13 protein-coding genes and 1 tRNA gene are annotated in these 19,681 nt (G+C 29.3%); 11 read left to right on the plus strand and 3 right to left on the minus strand.

The annotated features are described in order from the left end of the window. Window positions 1-452: 452 nt before the first annotated feature. The 9 genes from leuS to lipA all read left to right on the plus strand — a co-directional run bounded on the left by leuS (window position 453) and on the right by lipA (window position 12,726). The gene (gene leuS, locus BMSBPS_RS02000; RefSeq protein WP_046201130.1) at window positions 453-3,047 is read left to right on the plus strand and encodes a leucine--tRNA ligase; all 2,595 of its coding nucleotides are present in this window, start codon (window positions 453-455) and stop codon (window positions 3,045-3,047) included. 15 nt (window positions 3,048-3,062) lie between these two features. Further along, window positions 3,063-3,581, plus strand: a complete 519-nt coding sequence (gene lptE / locus BMSBPS_RS02005; protein WP_052331680.1) for an LPS assembly lipoprotein LptE — start codon at window positions 3,063-3,065, stop codon at window positions 3,579-3,581. Window positions 3,582-3,682: 101 nt separating this feature from the next. Further along, the gene (holA, locus tag BMSBPS_RS02010; protein ID WP_046201131.1) at window positions 3,683-4,714 is read left to right on the plus strand and encodes a DNA polymerase III subunit delta; all 1,032 of its coding nucleotides are present in this window, start codon (window positions 3,683-3,685) and stop codon (window positions 4,712-4,714) included. Then, complete coding sequence (gene nadD / locus BMSBPS_RS02015; protein WP_022564760.1) at window positions 4,707-5,363, plus strand: nicotinate-nucleotide adenylyltransferase; 657 nt, start codon at window positions 4,707-4,709, stop codon at window positions 5,361-5,363. Before holA ends, nadD begins: the two co-directional genes overlap by 8 nt. A 642-nt stretch (window positions 5,364-6,005) precedes the next feature. Next, the gene (gene mrdA, locus BMSBPS_RS02020; RefSeq protein ID WP_046201132.1) at window positions 6,006-7,865 is read left to right on the plus strand and encodes a peptidoglycan DD-transpeptidase MrdA; all 1,860 of its coding nucleotides are present in this window, start codon (window positions 6,006-6,008) and stop codon (window positions 7,863-7,865) included. A gap of 79 nt (window positions 7,866-7,944) precedes the next feature. Then, a complete protein-coding gene (mrdB, locus tag BMSBPS_RS02025) occupies window positions 7,945-9,060 on the plus strand; it encodes a peptidoglycan glycosyltransferase MrdB (protein WP_022564763.1) in 1,116 nt (371 codons plus the stop codon). A gap of 406 nt (window positions 9,061-9,466) precedes the next feature. Beyond that, window positions 9,467-10,684 (plus strand): serine hydrolase, encoded by a 1,218-nt coding sequence (locus BMSBPS_RS02030; protein WP_022564764.1) that lies wholly within the window; start codon window positions 9,467-9,469, stop codon window positions 10,682-10,684. A gap of 305 nt (window positions 10,685-10,989) precedes the next feature. Beyond that, window positions 10,990-11,640 carry a lipoyl(octanoyl) transferase LipB gene (lipB, locus tag BMSBPS_RS02035; protein WP_046201133.1) on the plus strand — a complete coding sequence of 217 codons (651 nt, stop codon included), beginning with the start codon at window positions 10,990-10,992 and terminating at the stop codon, window positions 11,638-11,640. Window positions 11,641-11,760: 120 nt separating this feature from the next. Continuing rightward, window positions 11,761-12,726, plus strand: a complete 966-nt coding sequence (lipA, locus tag BMSBPS_RS02040) for a lipoyl synthase (RefSeq protein ID WP_046201134.1) — start codon at window positions 11,761-11,763, stop codon at window positions 12,724-12,726. Between the two features lie 167 nt (window positions 12,727-12,893). Here the strand turns inward: lipA and cspE are convergent, their stop codons facing one another. Then, the gene (gene cspE, locus BMSBPS_RS02045; protein ID WP_022564767.1) at window positions 12,894-13,103 is read right to left on the minus strand and encodes a transcription antiterminator/RNA stability regulator CspE; all 210 of its coding nucleotides are present in this window, start codon (window positions 13,101-13,103) and stop codon (window positions 12,894-12,896) included. Window positions 13,104-13,962: 859 nt separating this feature from the next. Beyond that, window positions 13,963-14,036 (minus strand) — tRNA-Arg (locus BMSBPS_RS02050). Window positions 14,037-14,513: 477 nt separating this feature from the next. Here BMSBPS_RS02050 and folD point away from each other — a divergent pair. Continuing rightward, window positions 14,514-15,377 (plus strand): bifunctional methylenetetrahydrofolate dehydrogenase/methenyltetrahydrofolate cyclohydrolase FolD, encoded by an 864-nt coding sequence (folD, locus tag BMSBPS_RS02055; RefSeq protein WP_022564768.1) that lies wholly within the window; start codon window positions 14,514-14,516, stop codon window positions 15,375-15,377. A gap of 149 nt (window positions 15,378-15,526) precedes the next feature. Here folD and cysS read toward each other — a convergent pair whose 3' ends face one another. Continuing rightward, on the minus strand, window positions 15,527-16,933 hold the full coding sequence (gene cysS, locus BMSBPS_RS02060) for a cysteine--tRNA ligase (protein WP_022564769.1): 1,407 nt from the start codon (window positions 16,931-16,933) through the stop codon (window positions 15,527-15,529). An 829-nt stretch (window positions 16,934-17,762) separates the two neighbouring features. Here cysS and BMSBPS_RS02070 point away from each other — a divergent pair. Continuing rightward, entirely contained in the window at window positions 17,763-18,479 is a 717-nt protein-coding gene (locus BMSBPS_RS02070) for a UDP-2,3-diacylglucosamine diphosphatase (protein ID WP_022564770.1), read from the plus strand. The last annotated feature ends 1,202 nt before the right edge of the window (window positions 18,480-19,681 follow it).

The following is a 19,681-nucleotide window of genomic DNA, read 5'->3' on the forward strand; positions in this document are numbered from 1 at the left end:
GAGCTTGTATTATATGAATGAAGCGTATTTCATCTATAATACTTACATTAAAATACATTATTTGAATAACAGAATTTAAATTCTTTGAAAATTCAGTTAAAAGTTTATGTTTATTAAGCCATTGATTATAAATAAATTATTTAACTTTTCAGTAGTTGTATGAGGATAATATCAATATGTCTAATTTAATTAAATATATTAATTTGCAATTGATATTACTAAAAAATAAAAATTTCAAATTAAGCAAATTATTATTGTAATGGAAATTTTACTCATGGGGTTACATAATAAACATTAAATTAAAATTGTAGTGATTATATTATAATATATGATTATTATGATAATAACAGTACAATTGAATTACATATTGCATCAAAATATCTTTCATAATCAACATGATAATTATGTTATATTATTACCAATAAACTCAATTAGAAATATAGGCAACACTTATGCAAGAGGAATACTGCCCACAAGAAATAGAATTTCATGTTCAAAGATACTGGGAAGAAAACAATACTTTTCAAGCAATTAAAAAGGAAAAAAAAGAAAAATACTACTGTCTTTCAATGTTACCTTATCCCTCTGGTCGTTTACATATGGGACACGTACGGAATTATACAATAGGAGATGTAATTTCTCGTTATCAACGCTTACTTGGAAAAAATGTTCTTCAGCCAATTGGTTGGGATGCATTTGGTTTACCTGCAGAAAGTGCTGCTCTTAAAAACAACACTACACCGGCTAGCTGGACTTATGACAATATTGAATATATGAAAACACAGCTTAAAATGCTAGGTTTTGGATATGATTGGAATCGTGAGATCATAACTTGTAAACCAGAATATTACCGTTGGGAACAATGGTTTTTTACTAAATTATACCAAAAAGGTCTTGTATATAAAAAAACTGCTTCCGTTAATTGGTGTAAAAATGACCAGACTGTACTAGCTAATGAGCAAGTAATTAACGGTTGTTGCTGGCGCTGCGATAGTAAAGTTGAACGTAAACAAATCCCGCAATGGTTTATAAAAATTACTGATTATGCAGAACAGCTTTTAAATGATCTTGACACACTTAAAGATTGGCCAAAACAGGTAAAAACGATGCAGCGCAACTGGATAGGCCGATCTGAAGGTATAGAAATTGTATTTAATATAGCAAATTATCAATATGGTCAAGAGAAAATTACTGTCTATACAACACGTCCTGATACTTTTATGGGCATCAGTTATTTAGCAATAGCATCAGATCACCCGTTATCGATCAAAATTTCAACGACTAATTCTAAAATATTAAACTTTATTAATGAATGTCGAGCTATTAAACTTTCTGAAGCTAATATAGTAACAATGGAAAAAAGAGGAATAGATACTAATCTTTATTCTATGCATCCTTTTACCGGGGATCCCATCCCCATATGGATTGCAAACTTTGTTATTAAGGAATATGGTACAGGAGCAGTAATGGCAGTTCCAGCGCATGATAATCAGGACTGGGAATTTGCAATTAAATATAAACTAAATATTAAACCAGTCATACTCAAACTAGATGGGACAGAACCAGATGTTAATAAATCAGCAATGATCGAAAAAGGTATATTATTTAATTCAGGAGAATACAATGGTCTAAGTCATCAAGCAGCTTGCGAAGCCATTACTAACAAACTCATTAATAAAGGTATTGGTATACGTAAAGTAAATTATCGTCTGCGTGATTGGTGTATTTCTCGTCAACGCTATTGGGGTTCACCTATTCCAATGGTTACTCTAAAAGATGGTACTGTACAACCTATTTCAGAAAACCAATTACCTATCATTTTACCAGAAAATGTAGTAATGACCGATATTGTAAGTCCTATTAAATCCGACTCGAAATGGGCAGATACTACTATAAATGGAAAACCAGCGCTGCGTGAAACTGATACTTTTGATACTTTTATGGAATCATCATGGTATTACGCGCGTTATACTTGCCCGCATTATAATAAAGGTATGTTAGATCCACAAGAAACAAACTATTGGCTACCAATCGATCAATATATAGGCGGTAGTGAACATGCTATTATGCATTTAATGTATTTTCGTTTTTATCACAAATTACTAAGAGATTCAGGACTAGTGAGCTGCGATGAACCTGCAAGGCGCTTATTATGTCAAGGGATGGTATTGGCAGATGCATTTTATTATGTTGGTATTAATGGTGAACGAAATTGGATTTCTCCAGTTGAAGTAAACATTGAACGCAATAAGAAAGGAGATATTTTGAAAGCCACTGATACTCAAGGTCGAAAACTGATATATGCTGGTTTAAATAAAATGTCAAAATCAAAAAATAATGGAATCGATCCAGAATTAATGGTAAAACGTTACGGTGCAGATACTGTTCGACTTTTCATAATGTTTGCCTCTCCGGTAGAAATGACGCTAGAATGGAAAGAATCAGGTGTTGAAGGTGTTCATCGTTTTTTAAAACGTCTTTGGAAACTAGTTTATAAACATGTCAATAGTGGATTTCCAATCATAGGATTAGATGTAAATAATTTAAATAACGAACAAAAAATCTTACGAAGAAATCTACATAAAACTATTCTTAAAGTAACAGATGACATTGATCGACGTCAAATTTTTAATACTGCTATTGCTGCAATTATGGAGTTAGTAAACAAACTACATCGTGCTCCAAAGGATACAATCCAAGATCACGCATTGTTGCAAGAAGCACTTATAGCAGTAGTTTGTTTACTGTATCCTTTCACTCCTCATGCAAGCTACATTATGTGGAAAGCATTAGGTGGAACAGGTACTATTGATGATACTAGTTGGCCAGTAGTTGATAAACAAGCTACTATGGAAAATTGCGTGCAGGTAATAATTCAAGTGAATAGTAAGGTTCGTGGAAAAATTATTATTACATCAGATTTAACAAAAGAACAATTACAACGACTTGCTTTGCAAGAATATTCGATAGCAAAACATCTAAGAGGTCTGACTATTCGTAGAATAATTTATATTCCTCATAAATTACTGAATTTAGTCGCCAGTTAATTTTACAAGAAACTCATGCGGCAAATAATCATTAAAATATGTATGCTGATAGCAATCAGTATTAATATGACAGGATGTAGTTTTAGTCTAGATAATATTATGTTACCTATCTCTACTAGAATAGACACTATAATAGTTAAGAGCGATGATCCATATGGTCGCTTAGTACGCCATGTATGTAAAAAACTATTAAATAATAATATTAAAGTAACTGAATATAATAACACGATCAATAATAAATATCCGATACTAACTCTTGGAGCAGAAAAAGATGATACTAATCCGATATCTATATTTATTAATGGAAATGTAGCTGAATATTTTAAGATCATCAGAGTTGATGCGCAACTTTTTTTACCAAGTAAGGGAACTTATCCGTTTGAAATAATTGTTGGCCGTTCTTTCTTTAATACTCCAAATGTTGCAATAGTAAATGATAGTGAACAATATGCTATTATAGAAGAAATGTATGAATGCATTGCTGAAAAGTTATTACGTAAATTATATTTACTCATACATCCAACTATAAAATAAGAAATTTTTTGAAAAAATACATTTTTCAATGATCTATAAAATTTAGAACTCACCTATATACTAATATCACTTAATTATTTTATCTAGCTATTACGTAAGTAATGATTACAATCTATTCTGAAGAGCTTAAAAAACAACTTAGCCAAAAATTATTCTCATGTTATTTTCTGATTGGAAATGAATCACTGTTAATTCAAGAAAGCATTGATATGATCGTATTTTATGCATTAAATTACGGTTTTGAAGAACATTTAAGAATTACATTAAATCTACAAACAGACTGGGATATGCTATTTTTTAAATTTCAGTCATTAAATTTATTTAACCAACGCACAATATTAACACTTCAATTCCCTATAAATGGACTAAATCGAACTATATCAGAACAATTAGTAAAACTTACTAGCTTATTACATAATGATATATTATTATTGTTAAATATTAACAAGCTTAGCAAAAAACAAGAAAATACTATTTGGTTTAAAAAACTCAGCACTCAAGCTGTATTAGTTTTTTGTCATCCCCCTGAACCTACTGAATTGTTTCATTGGATAATGAAACGTATAAAAAAAATGGGACTGGTTATAGAAGATTCTGCAGTAAAGTTACTTTGTTACTTGTATGAAGGCAATTTACTGGGTCTATCAGTAGTTTTAACACATTTATCACTACTGTGGCCAAATAAAACCTTGACTATAAAAGAAATAAAAAATGTAGCAAATAATACTGAAAATTTTACTCCATTTGACTGGATTAATGCAATCCTAGAAGGACAAAGCAAAAAAACGTTATTGATTTTGTATTACTTGAAAAAAGAAAATATTGAAATTGTACTTTTATTCCGTATCTTGCAACAAGATTTATTAACACTCTTATATTTAAAACGAAATAAAAATAAACAATCTCTGTTTAAACGTATGGAGTTACATAATGTTTGGAAAAATCGTCGCAGTGCTTTTATTAAAGCATTACAGCGTCTTAATTACTTTCAATTACAAAAAGCCATACATTTACTCGCACAATTAGAATTAAGTTTAAAACAGCACTCTAATCAAAATTTTTGGCTAGAATTAGAAAAATTATCACTTATTTTATGTCACGGTGATTTTCCAATGAGTTTTACAAATGACTGAACTTTATACAGTATTTGGCGGTACTTTTGATCCAATACATTATGGACATTTACGTACTTTAGAAGCTCTAGCAAAGCAAGTTGGTTTGAAAAAAATCACGCTATTACCTAATAATATACCTCCCAATCGTGCTAAACCACACGCTACTGCACATCAACGTCTTAATATGTTGCGATTTGCTATTGAACATCACCCGCTGTTTGAAATCGATACGCGTCAATTAAGACATGAAATACCGTCTTGGACAGTTAGCACATTAGAACAATTACGTATTGAACAAGGTGTTAAACAACCTATTGGTTTTATTATTGGTCAGGATTGTTTATTAAATTTAACCACCTGGTACCGTTGGCAAGATTTGCTATCGCTATGTCACTTATTAGTATGTCAACGACCTGGTTACGCTATTCCAATGCATACGCCAAAAATGCAGAAGTGGTTAGAAAAACATCTTATAACTGACTCTAATATACAACAGCTATTCAGTATACCATCAGGTCATATTTGGCTATTCAAAAATTTTCTCATTAATATTTCTTCTACAGAAATTCGTCGACTCTTTTATCAGGGAGTATCAGTATCTTCTTATTCCAATATGCTCCCTTATAGAGTTATTGATTATATCCATAGTGTTAACTTATATCGGTGATTAAAAAATCATTAGATTTTTTTCTAATGTGTAATGATACATCATGATTTAATATATATCCAATATTGTTAACAGTTTATCACTTTAAAAATTAAAATAAATTTAAAAACATTTAATATATTCAATACATTTTATATTAAAATGGCCATTGCTTACAATTTTGCATATGCGTTATTAACATATAAAATATAATCATGTATAAAAATATCTAATAGGTCATTATAGGGATATATATAGCAAACATATTTTTTTAATTATTCATAATCTATTTTATGTATTTAAAAAAGTCTGTTAAAAATTTAAATTTCTTCTGAAATTATACTTTCATAATATTTCTACTATTTTTTTATTAAAAAAATGTAAAATTATTTCTTTTTGAGATACTAAAAAAGAGATATAGATTTATAGAGATCAATGATTCAAGTAACTGAAGTGATTATTATATAATGATTTAATATGTATAAATAAAATAACTATGCCGATTTATTAGTCGATAGAACCACTTTGTAATGTTCTTACTGTTTAAGTATATATCTGTATGAAATAAATATTGTAAAAATAAAAAACAGCTCTATTTCTAATTTACCATAATAATATTATGTTATACGATTTAAAATCATATAACCTTACATAAAAAACTATATGAAACTACAGAGAAATTCCTTTCGAAATTATAGTGTTGAACAAAAAATTTTTATCAGTAGAACGTTGCTTTCTTTTATTGTGATTTTCGTTCTTTCTAGTATTTTAATAATTAATTTTTATTATTTACAAATTTTGCAATATAATCATTATAATTCCAAATCTAATGAAAATCGCATAAGAGTCGTTTCTATAGCGCCAAACCGTGGTATCATTTTTGATAGGAATGGTGTACCTCTGGCTCTGAATCATACTGTATATCAAGCTGAATTAGTTCTTAAAAAGAAAAATACTTTTAAGCAAACTTTGATAGATCTGCGACCAATATTAGATCTGACAGATAATGATATTGAAGTTTTTAAAAAAAAGTACAAAAGCTCACATATTATCACTTCGGTTCCGATCAAAAAAAATTTGAATAATACTCAAATAGCACGTTTTGCTGTTAATCAACATCGTTTCCCAGAAGTAGAAATAAAAAGTTATCAATACCGTTATTACCCATATAAAAAATCTATGAGTCATATAGTTGGTTACGTATCTAAAATTAACAATCGTGATGTAATACGTCTTAGTCAAGAGGGGAAATGGCCTAATTATATATGTACTCAAGCGATTGGTAAAATAGGAATCGAAAGTTATTATGAAGATATTCTTCATGGAAAAAGTGGATATGAAGAAATTGAAGTAAACAATCGCGGTCATGTCATACGACATTTATATAAGCAAGCCGCAAAATCTGGACGTGATATTTATTTAACAATTGATTTTAAGCTTCAAAAATATATTGAACAACTGCTGACGAAAAACTCTGCAGCAGTAGTCGTTAGTGATCCACGCAACGGTGAAATTTTAGCACTAGTATCCACACCAGGCTATGACCCAAATTTATTTGTTGAAGGTATTTCTAAAAAGACCTATCAAGCTTTATTAAATAATAAAAATCATCCTTTTTATAACCGTGTATTACAAGCAGCTTATCCGCCCGCTTCAACTGTTAAACCTTATATTGCTGTTTCAGCGCTGAATGCAGGAATAATTAATTCTAATACTACTCTCTTCGATCCTGGTTGGTGGCAATTACCTGGTTCCGTAAAACGATATCGTGATTGGAAAAAATGGGGACATGGACGTGTAAATCTGAAAAAATCTTTGGAAGAATCTGTGGATACTTTTTTCTATCAACTTGCATATGATATAGGTATTGATCGATTATCTAAATGGATGAATAAGTTTGGGTATGGTCAACGTACTGGAATTGATTTGCCACAAGAAAGTACAGGCAATATGCCAACTCGTGCATGGAAAATGAAACGTTTTAAACAACCGTGGTATCAAGGTGATACTATTTCAGTAGGCATTGGTCAGGGTTACTGGACTGCTACACCTATACAAATGAATAATGCCATGATGATTTTAATTAATAATGGTGCAACAAAAGTCCCTCACGTGCTTCGTGCTACTCGCAAAAAAAAAACTTTAATACCTTATTGTCCATTATTAACATATTGCTCATTGAATAACATCCCCTCTAATTATTGGGAAATTGTAAAAGATGGTATGTACGGTGTAGCAAACCGCCCTAATGGTACTGCATATAAAAGTTTTTTTGATGCAGATTATAAAATCGCTGCTAAATCTGGTACAGCACAAATTTTTAGTTTAAAAGAAAATGAAACCTATAATGCACATAAAGTTGATACACGGCTCCGCGACCATAAATTAATGACAGCCTTTGCACCTTATAGTAAGCCATGTGTTGCTGTGACTATAATTTTAGAAAATGCTGATACACACTCAATAATAGTAGCCCATATGATGCGACAAATTCTTGATCATATACTTTTAAGTAAGAAATAGTAAAAATTCAATAAAATGACATCATGGTTTTTTCTAACTATATAAAGTTATTTTTAAATATAGCAGAGCAAAAATAAACATGCCTATAAATAATATTCACGAAAAATCGATATGGATGCGTATTCATATCGATCCAATATTTATCTCAATAATTATTACTCTACTCATATATAGCATGATTATTACCTGGAGTGCTAGCGGACAAAATCTTTATATGATGCAAAGAAAGACTATTCAAATTATAACGGGACTAGTAATTATGCTTGCAATATCGCAATTACCGCCACGCATATATGAAAATTGGGCGCCGTATCTTTATACGCTCTGTATTATACTACTAATAACAGTTGATGCTTTTGGTCATATTAGTAAGGGTGCACGAAGATGGCTAGATGTAGGGTTAATACGTTTTCAGCCGTCAGAACTTGCTAAAATTGTTGTACCACTTATGGTCTCACGATTTATTAATCGACATGTCTGTCCGCCTACCACAAAAAATACCTGGATTACTTTAATTATTATTTTTATACCCGTACTATTAGTAGCTGCACAGCCTGATTTAGGTACTGCAGTATTGATTACTGCCTCTGGCTTATTTGTGTTGTTTTTGTCTGGTATAAGTTGGAAAATGATCAGTATCACTTTGATTCTATGTGCTGTTTTTTCTCCTATATTATGGTTTTTTTTTATGCAAGACTATCAACGTGATCGAGTAATAATGTTACTGAATGCCGAAAGTGATCCACTTGGTGCTGGATATCATATTATTCAGTCTAAGATTGCTATTGGTTCAGGTGGACTGTTTGGAAAAGGCTGGTTGCACGGGACACAAGTACAGTTAGATTTTTTGCCCGAATGTCATACTGACTTTATATTGTCCGTATTAGCTGAAGAATTTGGATTAGTAGGTGTATTACTTATCTTATTGCTTTATATACTATTAATTATACGAGGTATGATTATGGCAACATGTGCACAAACAACTTTTGGGCGTGTTATGATAGGTAATCTAATGCTAATCTTATTCGTTTATATATTCGTTAATATGGGTATGGTAAGTGGTATTTTACCCGTAGTTGGTATACCTTTACCATTAATGAGCTATGGTGGTTCAGCTTTAATTATGCTAATGACAGGTTTTGGAATTATTATGTCTATTCATACTCATCCCAAGATGTTATCTAAAAATATTTAAATACTTTACTACATGCTATTTAGTTTAATTTTGCTAAAACAATGTAAATCAGAGGCGGTAATATTTATTTATTAGACTGATAAAATTAAACATTGATCGATCTGATGAATTAGAAAAGGAATTTCTAAATATTAAATACAGCATACATTATAATTGTAATATTCATATATTTATATATTGTGTAATAGTAATTTATTAAGCATTAGTGCCGGAAATTCTATCAATTTTATTAAAAATATTAAATTGAATATATATATTTTAGAATCTAGTACAGGCTGGGTAATAATTTTTCTGGGTTTGAATCATTCAAATAATTTAAGTAATGAACTTCACTACTAAAGTAAATTATTTATCTATTGGATAAACAGAAAATGTATCTTAACTTTATGGATATGTTAATTTAAACATGAATATTTTAAAAGCTTTTCTTTTTTTTAAATACTTAACAATAATACTGATTACTATTTCTTTTAGCTGTATGACTTGTGCAGACGTTGTAAACTTTAATGCTATGACCATTTTGCCATATAAACCAAGTATCCACGCTCCCGCTTATGTACTGATAGATTATAATTCTGGTGCAATCTTAGCAGAACATAATTCAGATGTAAGACGTAATCCTGCTAGTTTAACGAAAATGATGACGAGTTATATTGTTGGACTAGCAGTTAAGGCAGGCAAAATTCATCAAAACGATATAGTAACTATAGGAAAAGATGCTTGGGCCACTGGCAATCCTATCTTTAAAGGCTCATCGCTGATGTTTTTAAAACCAGGTGATCAAGTTTTAATTTCCCAGTTAAGACGTGGTATTGTACTTCAATCTGGTAATGATGCATGTGTAGCAATAGCCGATTACATCGCCGGTGATCAAAATGCATTTGTTAAATTGATGAATAACTATGCTAGTATATTAGGGTTAAAAAATACTCGTTTTCAGACGGTGCATGGTTTAGACACACAGGATCAGTATAGTTCAGCACACGATATGGCACTGATTGGACAAGCATTGATTCGTGATGTACCCGATGAATACGCCATTTATAATGAAAAAGTATTTACTTTTAATCATATTCGACAAATAAATCGTAATGGTCTCCTTTGGGATAATAGCATTCATGCTGATGGTATTAAAACTGGTCACACTAATGCAGCAGGATTTAACCTTGTTGCTTCAGCAAAAAATAAAAATATGCGCTTAATTTCATCTGTACTAGGGGCTAATACTTATAAAATTCGTGAAACAGAAACAAAAAAATTGCTGACTTGGGGATTTCGATCTTTTGAAACAGTAATAGCTCTAAAATCGGAAAAGGAATTTACTTCAGAAACGGTGTGGTTTGGCAAAGACAATCATGTTTCATTAGGTGTACAAAAAGATACTTATATAACTATACCGCGTGGTAGAATAAACGATTTAAAAGCTCAGTATATTTTAAATAGCACTAAACCACTATTTGCACCATTAAAAAAATATCAGGTTATAGGAAATATTAAGTTTCAGTTAGATGGAAAAATAATTCAAGAACGTCCATTAGTCATATTGAATACAGTTCAAAAAAGTTGGTTTATTAATCGCATAATAGATTATATTCATCTAACATGTCGTAATCTTTTCTTTTAAATATTAAAATACTATTTTTTTTGCATATCATATAATATGCTTAATAAAAATACATCAAATAACGCAATTATTCAAAAAAACAATATTATATGTGTAGTCGCAGTATGGAAAATATAAGAAGCAGAAAAGGTAATTATTATACATACATACTATTTTTATTGCCATTAAAATAACTTAGGTTGAGTACATTGAAATATTATATAAACAATAAAAAAATATCAAAATCATAGAGATGATTTATATCATAAACTTCTTAACTAATTAATAATTATTAATATTCTAACAATATTTATTGAGATTTTCACGTGTTACACCAGAAATTAATTGTTCGTCAACTCAATAAAGTTGAATGGTCATTAGTATCTGATGCTATGCATCAATTTACTGATTGGCGTAATAAAACTACTAAAGATGAAGTTTGGCTAGTAGAACATGATCCAATATTTACACAAGGACAAGCTGGTAAAATGGAACATGTCCTAAAATTAGGCAATATTCCAGTACTACAAAGTGATCGTGGTGGACAAATTACTTATCATGGACCTGGTCAGCAATTAATGTATGTACTGATAGACCTTAGGCGTCGTAAAATGGCCATACACGAACTGATAGCAGCATTAGAAAATACTATAGTTGCTACATTAAAAGATTACGGTATTATCGCAAATAAAAAAACAAATTCGCCAGGTGTATATGTAGGCAAAGATAAAATCTGTTCACTAGGATTGCGTGTACGTAAAGGGTGTTCTTTACATGGTTTAGCATTTAATATTTCTATGGATTTGAGCCCATTTAAATTTATTAATCCATGTGGTTACGCAGGAATGCATATGGTCCAACTCAGCGAATTTCGCTCTGATATAACCTTGCCTGACGTTCAATCAAAACTTTTACATCATTTTTCTAAATTAACTGGCTTTAATCAAATCACTTGGTCTAAAGAAACGGTTTTTTAAAGTATATGATACATATATACTAACCGATGAAATGTGTTTGCTTTAGCTTTTAAAGTCTTAAATATTTTATTTTTAAATCTAAGCATTTTAAAGCTCAAGTTTTAACGGAAATTATAATATATGAATAAATTAATTCAGATAAAATACGATACTAACACATCTCAGCATAATAAAAAATCAATTATTACAGAAAAAATTATTTTCAATAAACATAAAAAATTTTTAAGTAAACCAGAATGGATTAAAATCAAGTTACCTATATATAGCAAAAGAATTCAAGAAATTAAAGCTAAAATGCGCAAAAACAACTTGTATTCAATATGTGAAGAGGCTTGTTGTCCTAACTTAAATCAATGTTTTAATCGTGGCACTGCTACTTTTATGATTTTAGGAACAGTTTGTACACGTTGTTGTCCATTCTGTAATGTAACTCATGGTCGTCCAAACCTTCCTAACGCTAAAGAACCAATACAGTTAGCTCAAACTATCTGCGATATGACACTACAATATGTAGTATTAACTTCAGTTAATCGTGATGATTTACATGACGGAGGCGCACAACATTTTGCCAATTGCATTATTGCAATACATCAAAGGAACCCGTTAATTAAAATCGAGATACTTGTGCCTGATTTTCGTGGTTGTATGAATCGTGCTTTAAAAATTTTTGATACCACACCCCCAGATGTATTCAACCACAATTTAGAAAACGTGCCTCGTCTATATCGACAGGTACGTCCTGGTGCTAATTATAAGCTATCACTAAAATTACTGCAATGTTTTAAAGAGCTTCATCCAGAACTCCCTACTAAATCAGGCTTAATGGTCGGTTTAGGCGAAACAAATGATGAAATCATTGAAGTAATGAATGATTTACGTAAGCATGGTGTTACTATGTTAACTATAGGACAATATTTACAACCAAGTGATTACCATTTACCAGTACAGCGCTATGTCAAACCTGATGAATTTAATAAAATGCAAGAAAAGGCTATGGAAATGGGCTTTACATATGCTGCTTGCGGACCATTTGTTCGTTCTTCATATAACGCAGATCTGCAAATTAAGGGTTTGGAAATTAAATAATTCCGTTAAGAAAGCATAGTTTTTAAACAGATTTACATGTCATAAAATTGAATATCACAGTACTAGAATTAGAAAATTAATCCTTACTTATATAATTAACGTAGAAATCATTATTAGAAAATAAAAAACCCACTGTTAAGTGGGTTTTCAAAATGCTGACTGTTAACTTATAGAGCAGTAACGTTAGCAGCAGACGGACCTTTTGCGCCATCAGTAATTTCAAACTCAACGCGCTGACCTTCAACTAAAGTTTTAAAGCCATTGCTCTGAATAGCAGAAAAATGTACAAAAACATCTTTGCTACCATCTTCTGGAGTTATGAAACCGAACCCTTTAGATTCGTTAAACCATTTAACGTTACCTTTAATTTTGGACATCTGTTATTACCTTTACATGAAAAAAACACTGAACTGTGTCAATGCTTAGTACAGCAAGTATAGTCACGTTTGTCCAGTAATAATTAGCAAAAAAGTGATAAATATCGATTTTTTTTATCTTATCCAAACTTTATAAGCCTTTGTGCTATTAACAATGAAATCTTTACTAACTAATAATACAATAACAAACTTTTATCTATAGTTTATTAGCGATACTGAACTGTATGTAAAATATATTTTCTATAAGAATGGATAAATGATAATTTACTATGTTTTTTATATAGCTTGTAGCAAGTTGAACATGTCTGATCTCTAATACATAGACTAATTTTTTCTTTTAAAAAAAATTATAGACAACTCTTTTCTTTGTTGATGATTGGGTTGTTTGCATTCCATGAAAATTATTTTTTATTAAAAATAATAGTAAACTAACATCAAATATTTAGTAGTGATATTACAAAATCTAATGATTTAAATTTTAAAAGTAACATATACATCTTATTCTAAGACAAAAGCTAAAAATAAAATTCCTAATTTAATTTTTTGAAAAAACAATAAAAATATATTTTTGATCATATGAATCTGATATGATCAGATTATTTATCTGGTGTAATCTAATGATTAATTATATTAATTTTAATAGAGCAAAGATCTAATATAATCAACATCATTTGAATAAAAAAATGTTAAATATCTGATTAAAACACATTATATTTAAATTAATATGTTACTTTTAAATAAACACATCAACTTATAAAATATTACTAATGATGCTTTATATTAACATCGATGAATGTAGCTATTAATTATTTTAATTGAAGTGTAATATAAATCTTAATATCATTTTGATATTAAGAAATACGCCCTACAGGATTCGAACCTGTGACCTGCGGCTTAGAAGGCCGATGCTCTATCCAACTGAGCTAAGGGCGTCAAGTGCATTAATGAGATAAAAATTAAAAATTTAAAATACATAAACCATAATATTTATCTCAGTGATTAAATAAATTTGATAAAACTAAACATTTAATAAAGTTCAATGAAAGATTCTATTAGAAATAATAATTCAATGCAGTATTAATAATAATATCATAAACTATATTAATTTTTAGCTTTAATTGTTCAAATAAATACTAGAACCTAACCTACTCTATGCATATTACCATAATAAATATACCTACTAAAATATTTACGTATATATTAAAATGCATTAACACAGTTTTTGTGTGAACAAGTTGAGCTAATGATATAATATAACATTATATCATTAGCTATAATAATTAAAAGCAATAATAAGAAATAACTATGATGATATGCATACACAATTGCTGCTTATGAGTACAATATGAAGTTTGCTTAAAATAAGCTTTTCTTTTATTTAATTTTTTTAAAGGTTAATTACATAATTTAATGTCAGCAAAAATTATTGACGGAAAAACAATTGCACATCAAGTATGTCTTTCAGTTGCCAAAAAAGTACAAAAACGTATAAAATTAGGTCAACGTATACCAGGATTAGCAGTCATTTTAGTAGGCGATAATCCAGCTTCACAAATTTATGTTGCTAATAAACGCCGTGTTTGCAATGAAGTTGGTTTTTTTTCAGAATTATACACTCTGTCTACTACCAATGAAAATAAACTATTAAGTTTAATTGATGAATTAAATAATAACAGTACAATCGACGGCATTTTAGTTCAATTGCCTTTACCTAGCGGTATTGATCATACCAAAGTCCTGGAACGTATTTTACCTGACAAAGATGTTGATGGTTTTCATCCTTACAATGTTGGACGACTTTGTCAGCGCGTTCCTAAATTGCGTCCCTGTACACCCCGTGGTATTATTACATTGCTAGAGCATTATAAGATCAATACTTACGGTTTAAACGCTGTAGTAGTAGGCGCATCAAATATTGTTGGTAGACCGATGAGTATGGAATTGCTTTTAGCGGGCTGCACTACTACTGTTACACATCGTTTTACTAAAAATCTACACTACCATGTTAAACATGCTGATTTATTAATAGTAGCTGTAGGCAAGGCAGGATTTATTCCAGGACATTGGATTAAAGTAGGCGCTATTGTTGTCGATGTGGGTATTAATCGTTTAAAAATTGGTAAAATAGTGGGTGATGTTGATTTCGATACAGCAGCTAAATTAGCTTCATATATTACACCAGTTCCAGGTGGTGTTGGGCCTATGACAGTTGCTATGTTAATTCAGAATACATTATTGGCATGCGAAACCTATCATGATTTAAAAAATAAATAATACTATATTTTAAAATTCAATATTCATATTTGGTATAAATTTTAAAAATTTCAATCGATATCTTATTGATTTTTTTATAAAAACAATCATTGTAATAATTAAGTTTCAGTATGATTTATAAATCAATAAAAATCTTAATTATTTATTGATTACGATTGTATATAATGCCATGTTGTTGTACCATGCACATCGTCTTCTAATACTATACCTAACTTATACAAATCATCACGTATTTCATCAGCTTTTTTCCAGTTTTTCACCCTACGAGCATGAGTGCGCATTTTAATAGATTGTTCAATTTCTACTATTTGTTGGTTATTTTTATTAGGGCAAGCATTTTTCAAAAATCGTTCCGGATCTTTCTGAAGAATACCTAGTATATTAGCTAATTGACGTAGTTTTACTGATATAGCATTAACTAAAGCCGTATCTTTCGCTTTTAATTGATTTAATGTATGAGCCATATCAAAAAGTACTGAGTAAGCTTCTGGTATGTTAAAATCATCATTCATTGCAATGCAAAAACGTGTTTCAAATTTTTTAGATATAGAAGTAGTAGTTTCGACACTGAAATCAGCATGACGTAGTGCTATATACAAGCGTTTTAGTGCAGAATATGCTTGATTAAGATTCTTTTCACAATAATTCAGTCCACTGCGATAGTGAGCAGACATTAGAAAATAACGGATAGTTTCTGCATCATAATGCGATAATATATCGCGGATGGTAAAAAAATTACCAATCGATTTTGACATTTTTTCATGATTTAGCATGACCATACCTGTGTGCATCCAATACGTTGCATATCTTTCTGTACATGCACAAGTAGACTGTGCTATTTCATTTTCATGGTGAGGAAAGATTAAATCTGTACCACCACCGTGAATATCAAAGCAGCTATTAAATTGTTTAAAAGTCATTGCTGAACATTCGATATGCCAGCCAGGACGGCCTTTTCCCCAAGGTGAATTCCAAGATGGTTCATAGATTTTATTCGAGATTTTCCATAGTACAAAATCTGCTAGATTACGTTTGAAATTTGATGTTTTTGCGCGTATGCCAACACGTAATTGATCTAATTTTTGACCTGATAAAAGACCATACTTTTTATTACTTGATATATTAAACATAACATCACCATTATTTGCAATATAAGCATGACCACGCTTAAGTAACATGCTAACTAAAGCAATAATTTCCTGTATATGATCTGTAGCACGTGGTTCGCTGTCAGGGGGTAAAATATTTAATTCAGCGAAATCCTTATGCATTTCCTCTATCATTCGATTGGTTAATCTTGTAATACTTTCTCCATTTTCATGAGCACGTTTAATGATTTTATCATCAATATCGGTAATGTTACGTACATATTTTAGTTTATATCCTAAATAACGTAAATAGCGTGCTACCACATCAAATGTTATAAAAGTACGCATATGACCAATGTGACACAAATCGTACACTGTAACACCACATACATACATACTAATTTCAGTATTATCAATAGGTTTAAATATTTCTTTTTGTCGACTTAACGTATTATAAATCTTCAGCATAGCAAGAACCCATGTCGCATTTTATACAATTGATATAATTTTGAAATTTAATATAACAAAGTATATTATTTTATAATTTGAACAGAATTGATATATTACATTAATATCATTTTTTGATTCACAATAAATAAGGCAATAATTTAAAATTATTGAATAAATTTTATCAGTTATTGATATCATTGTCAGTTTCAATCAAAATAATGATTTATATATTGAATATATCTAATACCTAATTAAAAAAGAGCTATGAGAATTTTTGCCATTCATAATTATCAATTGTACAGTAATTATTACGTTAAGGAATTTCTTAAACTTTTGATATTTTATTTTTTTAAATAATGTTTTTTAATTGCAATCAATCATTCTATAACTTAAATAGCAATTCTAGGTCTAGTATGAAACACAAAAACACTAAATATAAATTTAATAATAAAGTTCTTTCACAGACGTGCATGAAACTACAAAATTTTACTACTTCTTCTACTCAAACCCTTGTATGCATTATATTGTTAAATAATTATATGCATTATATAGCACAAAATCAGAAAAAATTTTATTGTATGACCACTAATAAAGTTTCTATAATAATATATAGAATACATATAAGATACCGTTTAAAAAAAAACAGTAGAAACTCTTTCCAAGATACCTTTATTATTTTAGCAGTAGCTTGTAATCAACTATGCACATTACAAATTGTATATTTTTTTATCAAAATTAAAGATAATTTAAATCTAAATTTATACAAAAGCTATTTACGACGTAGTAGAAATTATCTCTTTATTAAATTACCTAAAATTATACAGATCATTATAGTTAGTAAATAGTAATGTCGCGCACACTATTTATTGCAGATATACATTTATCTCATAAAGAACCAGCAGTGACTGCCGTTTTTTTGCATTTTTTAGAAACTGAAGCACAACAATGCGATGCCCTTTATCTTCTTGGAGACCTATTTGAAGTATGGCTTGGAGATGATCATTCAAATTTTTTGATACAAAAAATTGCTGATAGACTTAAAGCATTAAAAGTACCGAAATTTTTTATTCATGGAAATCGTGATTTTTTGTTAGGACAACGTTTTGCTTGTGCCAGTGGAATGGTACTTTTGCCTGAAGAACAAGTATTGACATTATATGGTCAACGTATATTGATTATGCATGGCGATACCTTATGCACTGATGATGCGAGCTATCAGCACTTTCGCTCTACAGTACATAAACGTTGGTTACAACGTTTATTTCTTATATTGCCTGTTTATTTGCGAGGACAAATAACCGCATTAGTTCGAGCTAGTAGTAAACAGGTTAATCAAAATAAGTCGATAAGCGTTATGGACGTTAATCAACAAACTGTAGAAGATGTTATGATTCACCAACAAGTTAATATGTTAATTCACGGGCATACTCATCGTCCTGCTATTCATAACTTTAATCTACAAGGTAAAAGTGTACAACGTGCAGTACTAGGAGCCTGGTATCAAAGTATATCAGTAATTCAACTTGATTCAAATGGTATTCAACTTATAGAATTACCATTCTAATAGATCTCCTCTGTATTATTGGTTCTTTAATTTTACAAAATTTAGTGTTCTAGAATCTTATATAATTTTCTTTAATCATTTTTTTTACTTAATTTTGAATGATTAAAAGAGCATTATACATATAAAATGTAATATCACGTCAATTTGTATAATTATTATACATGCATTCAAAAATCATTAGAAAAAAAGAAATTTTATGAAAATATTATAAATTATTTTAATATACCGTTCAAATTTAAAATAATTTATATCTATTATGCCAGATAAACTCTCTAGTTTCATAACAATAATTATTAAAAAAAATCTTCAAGTCATTATCGTGAATATCTAAAAATTTACTATCTCTAAATAGTATAGTAATTAAACCTTATTAATAATAGTATCTACCGGATTATACAGATACTACATGGCTACTCTTTTTGTATATTTAATGATTAGAAAAAATAATTACTAAAACCACAGTGTTTTTGATTGTATAAATTTAAGTGCTAAAAAATAACATACTAGCAATGTAACTAATATATTAGAATAAGAATGAACTGAGAAAAGATAAAAAATAGATTCTAAACAAGAATAAAGACTTTAATTCATACTTTACAATGACTAACTAACTCAATATTATTAAATGCAGGTAGCTATTTTAGTTCTAGACTTGAATTCTATTCCCTAATCTATGTGTAATGAAATTATTATTACTGTTAAGATGGAATATTAGAAACCGACGATATTAATTAGAACGATAGCATCAGAATACAAAATCCATAAACTGAGGTATTTTAAAATTATTACTGATCATTTAACACATAAAACTGTTTAAGAATTTTAATTGATAGCTATCTGTAATAGTTATTACTTCATTAATCAAATTACACAATTGAATATTAAAATTAGGATGATAAGAATTGAAAATTGTAAAAATATTCTAGATATTATTAGATCATGATGAAATTATATTTATATAGTAATAAAAATATTTTTTAGAATTACTAATAATCAATTATTTCTTTATTTTTTATATAACAGTACATTCTGAACAGAAAATAGGTCTTCTATTAATTCATTGAAAATACATTTTCAATACATGTAATTATTTAATTTAATTAAATATTATTTATAAGTCATATTAAATTTTACTGCTTAATACACTAAGTAGTTATTTTGTTACAGTAAAGACGATAAATCATTTCAAATTTTAAATTTAA

This window comes from Candidatus Pantoea carbekii (genome assembly GCF_000971765.1).
Classification (GTDB): Bacteria; Pseudomonadota; Gammaproteobacteria; order Enterobacterales; family Enterobacteriaceae; genus Pantoea_A; species Pantoea_A carbekii.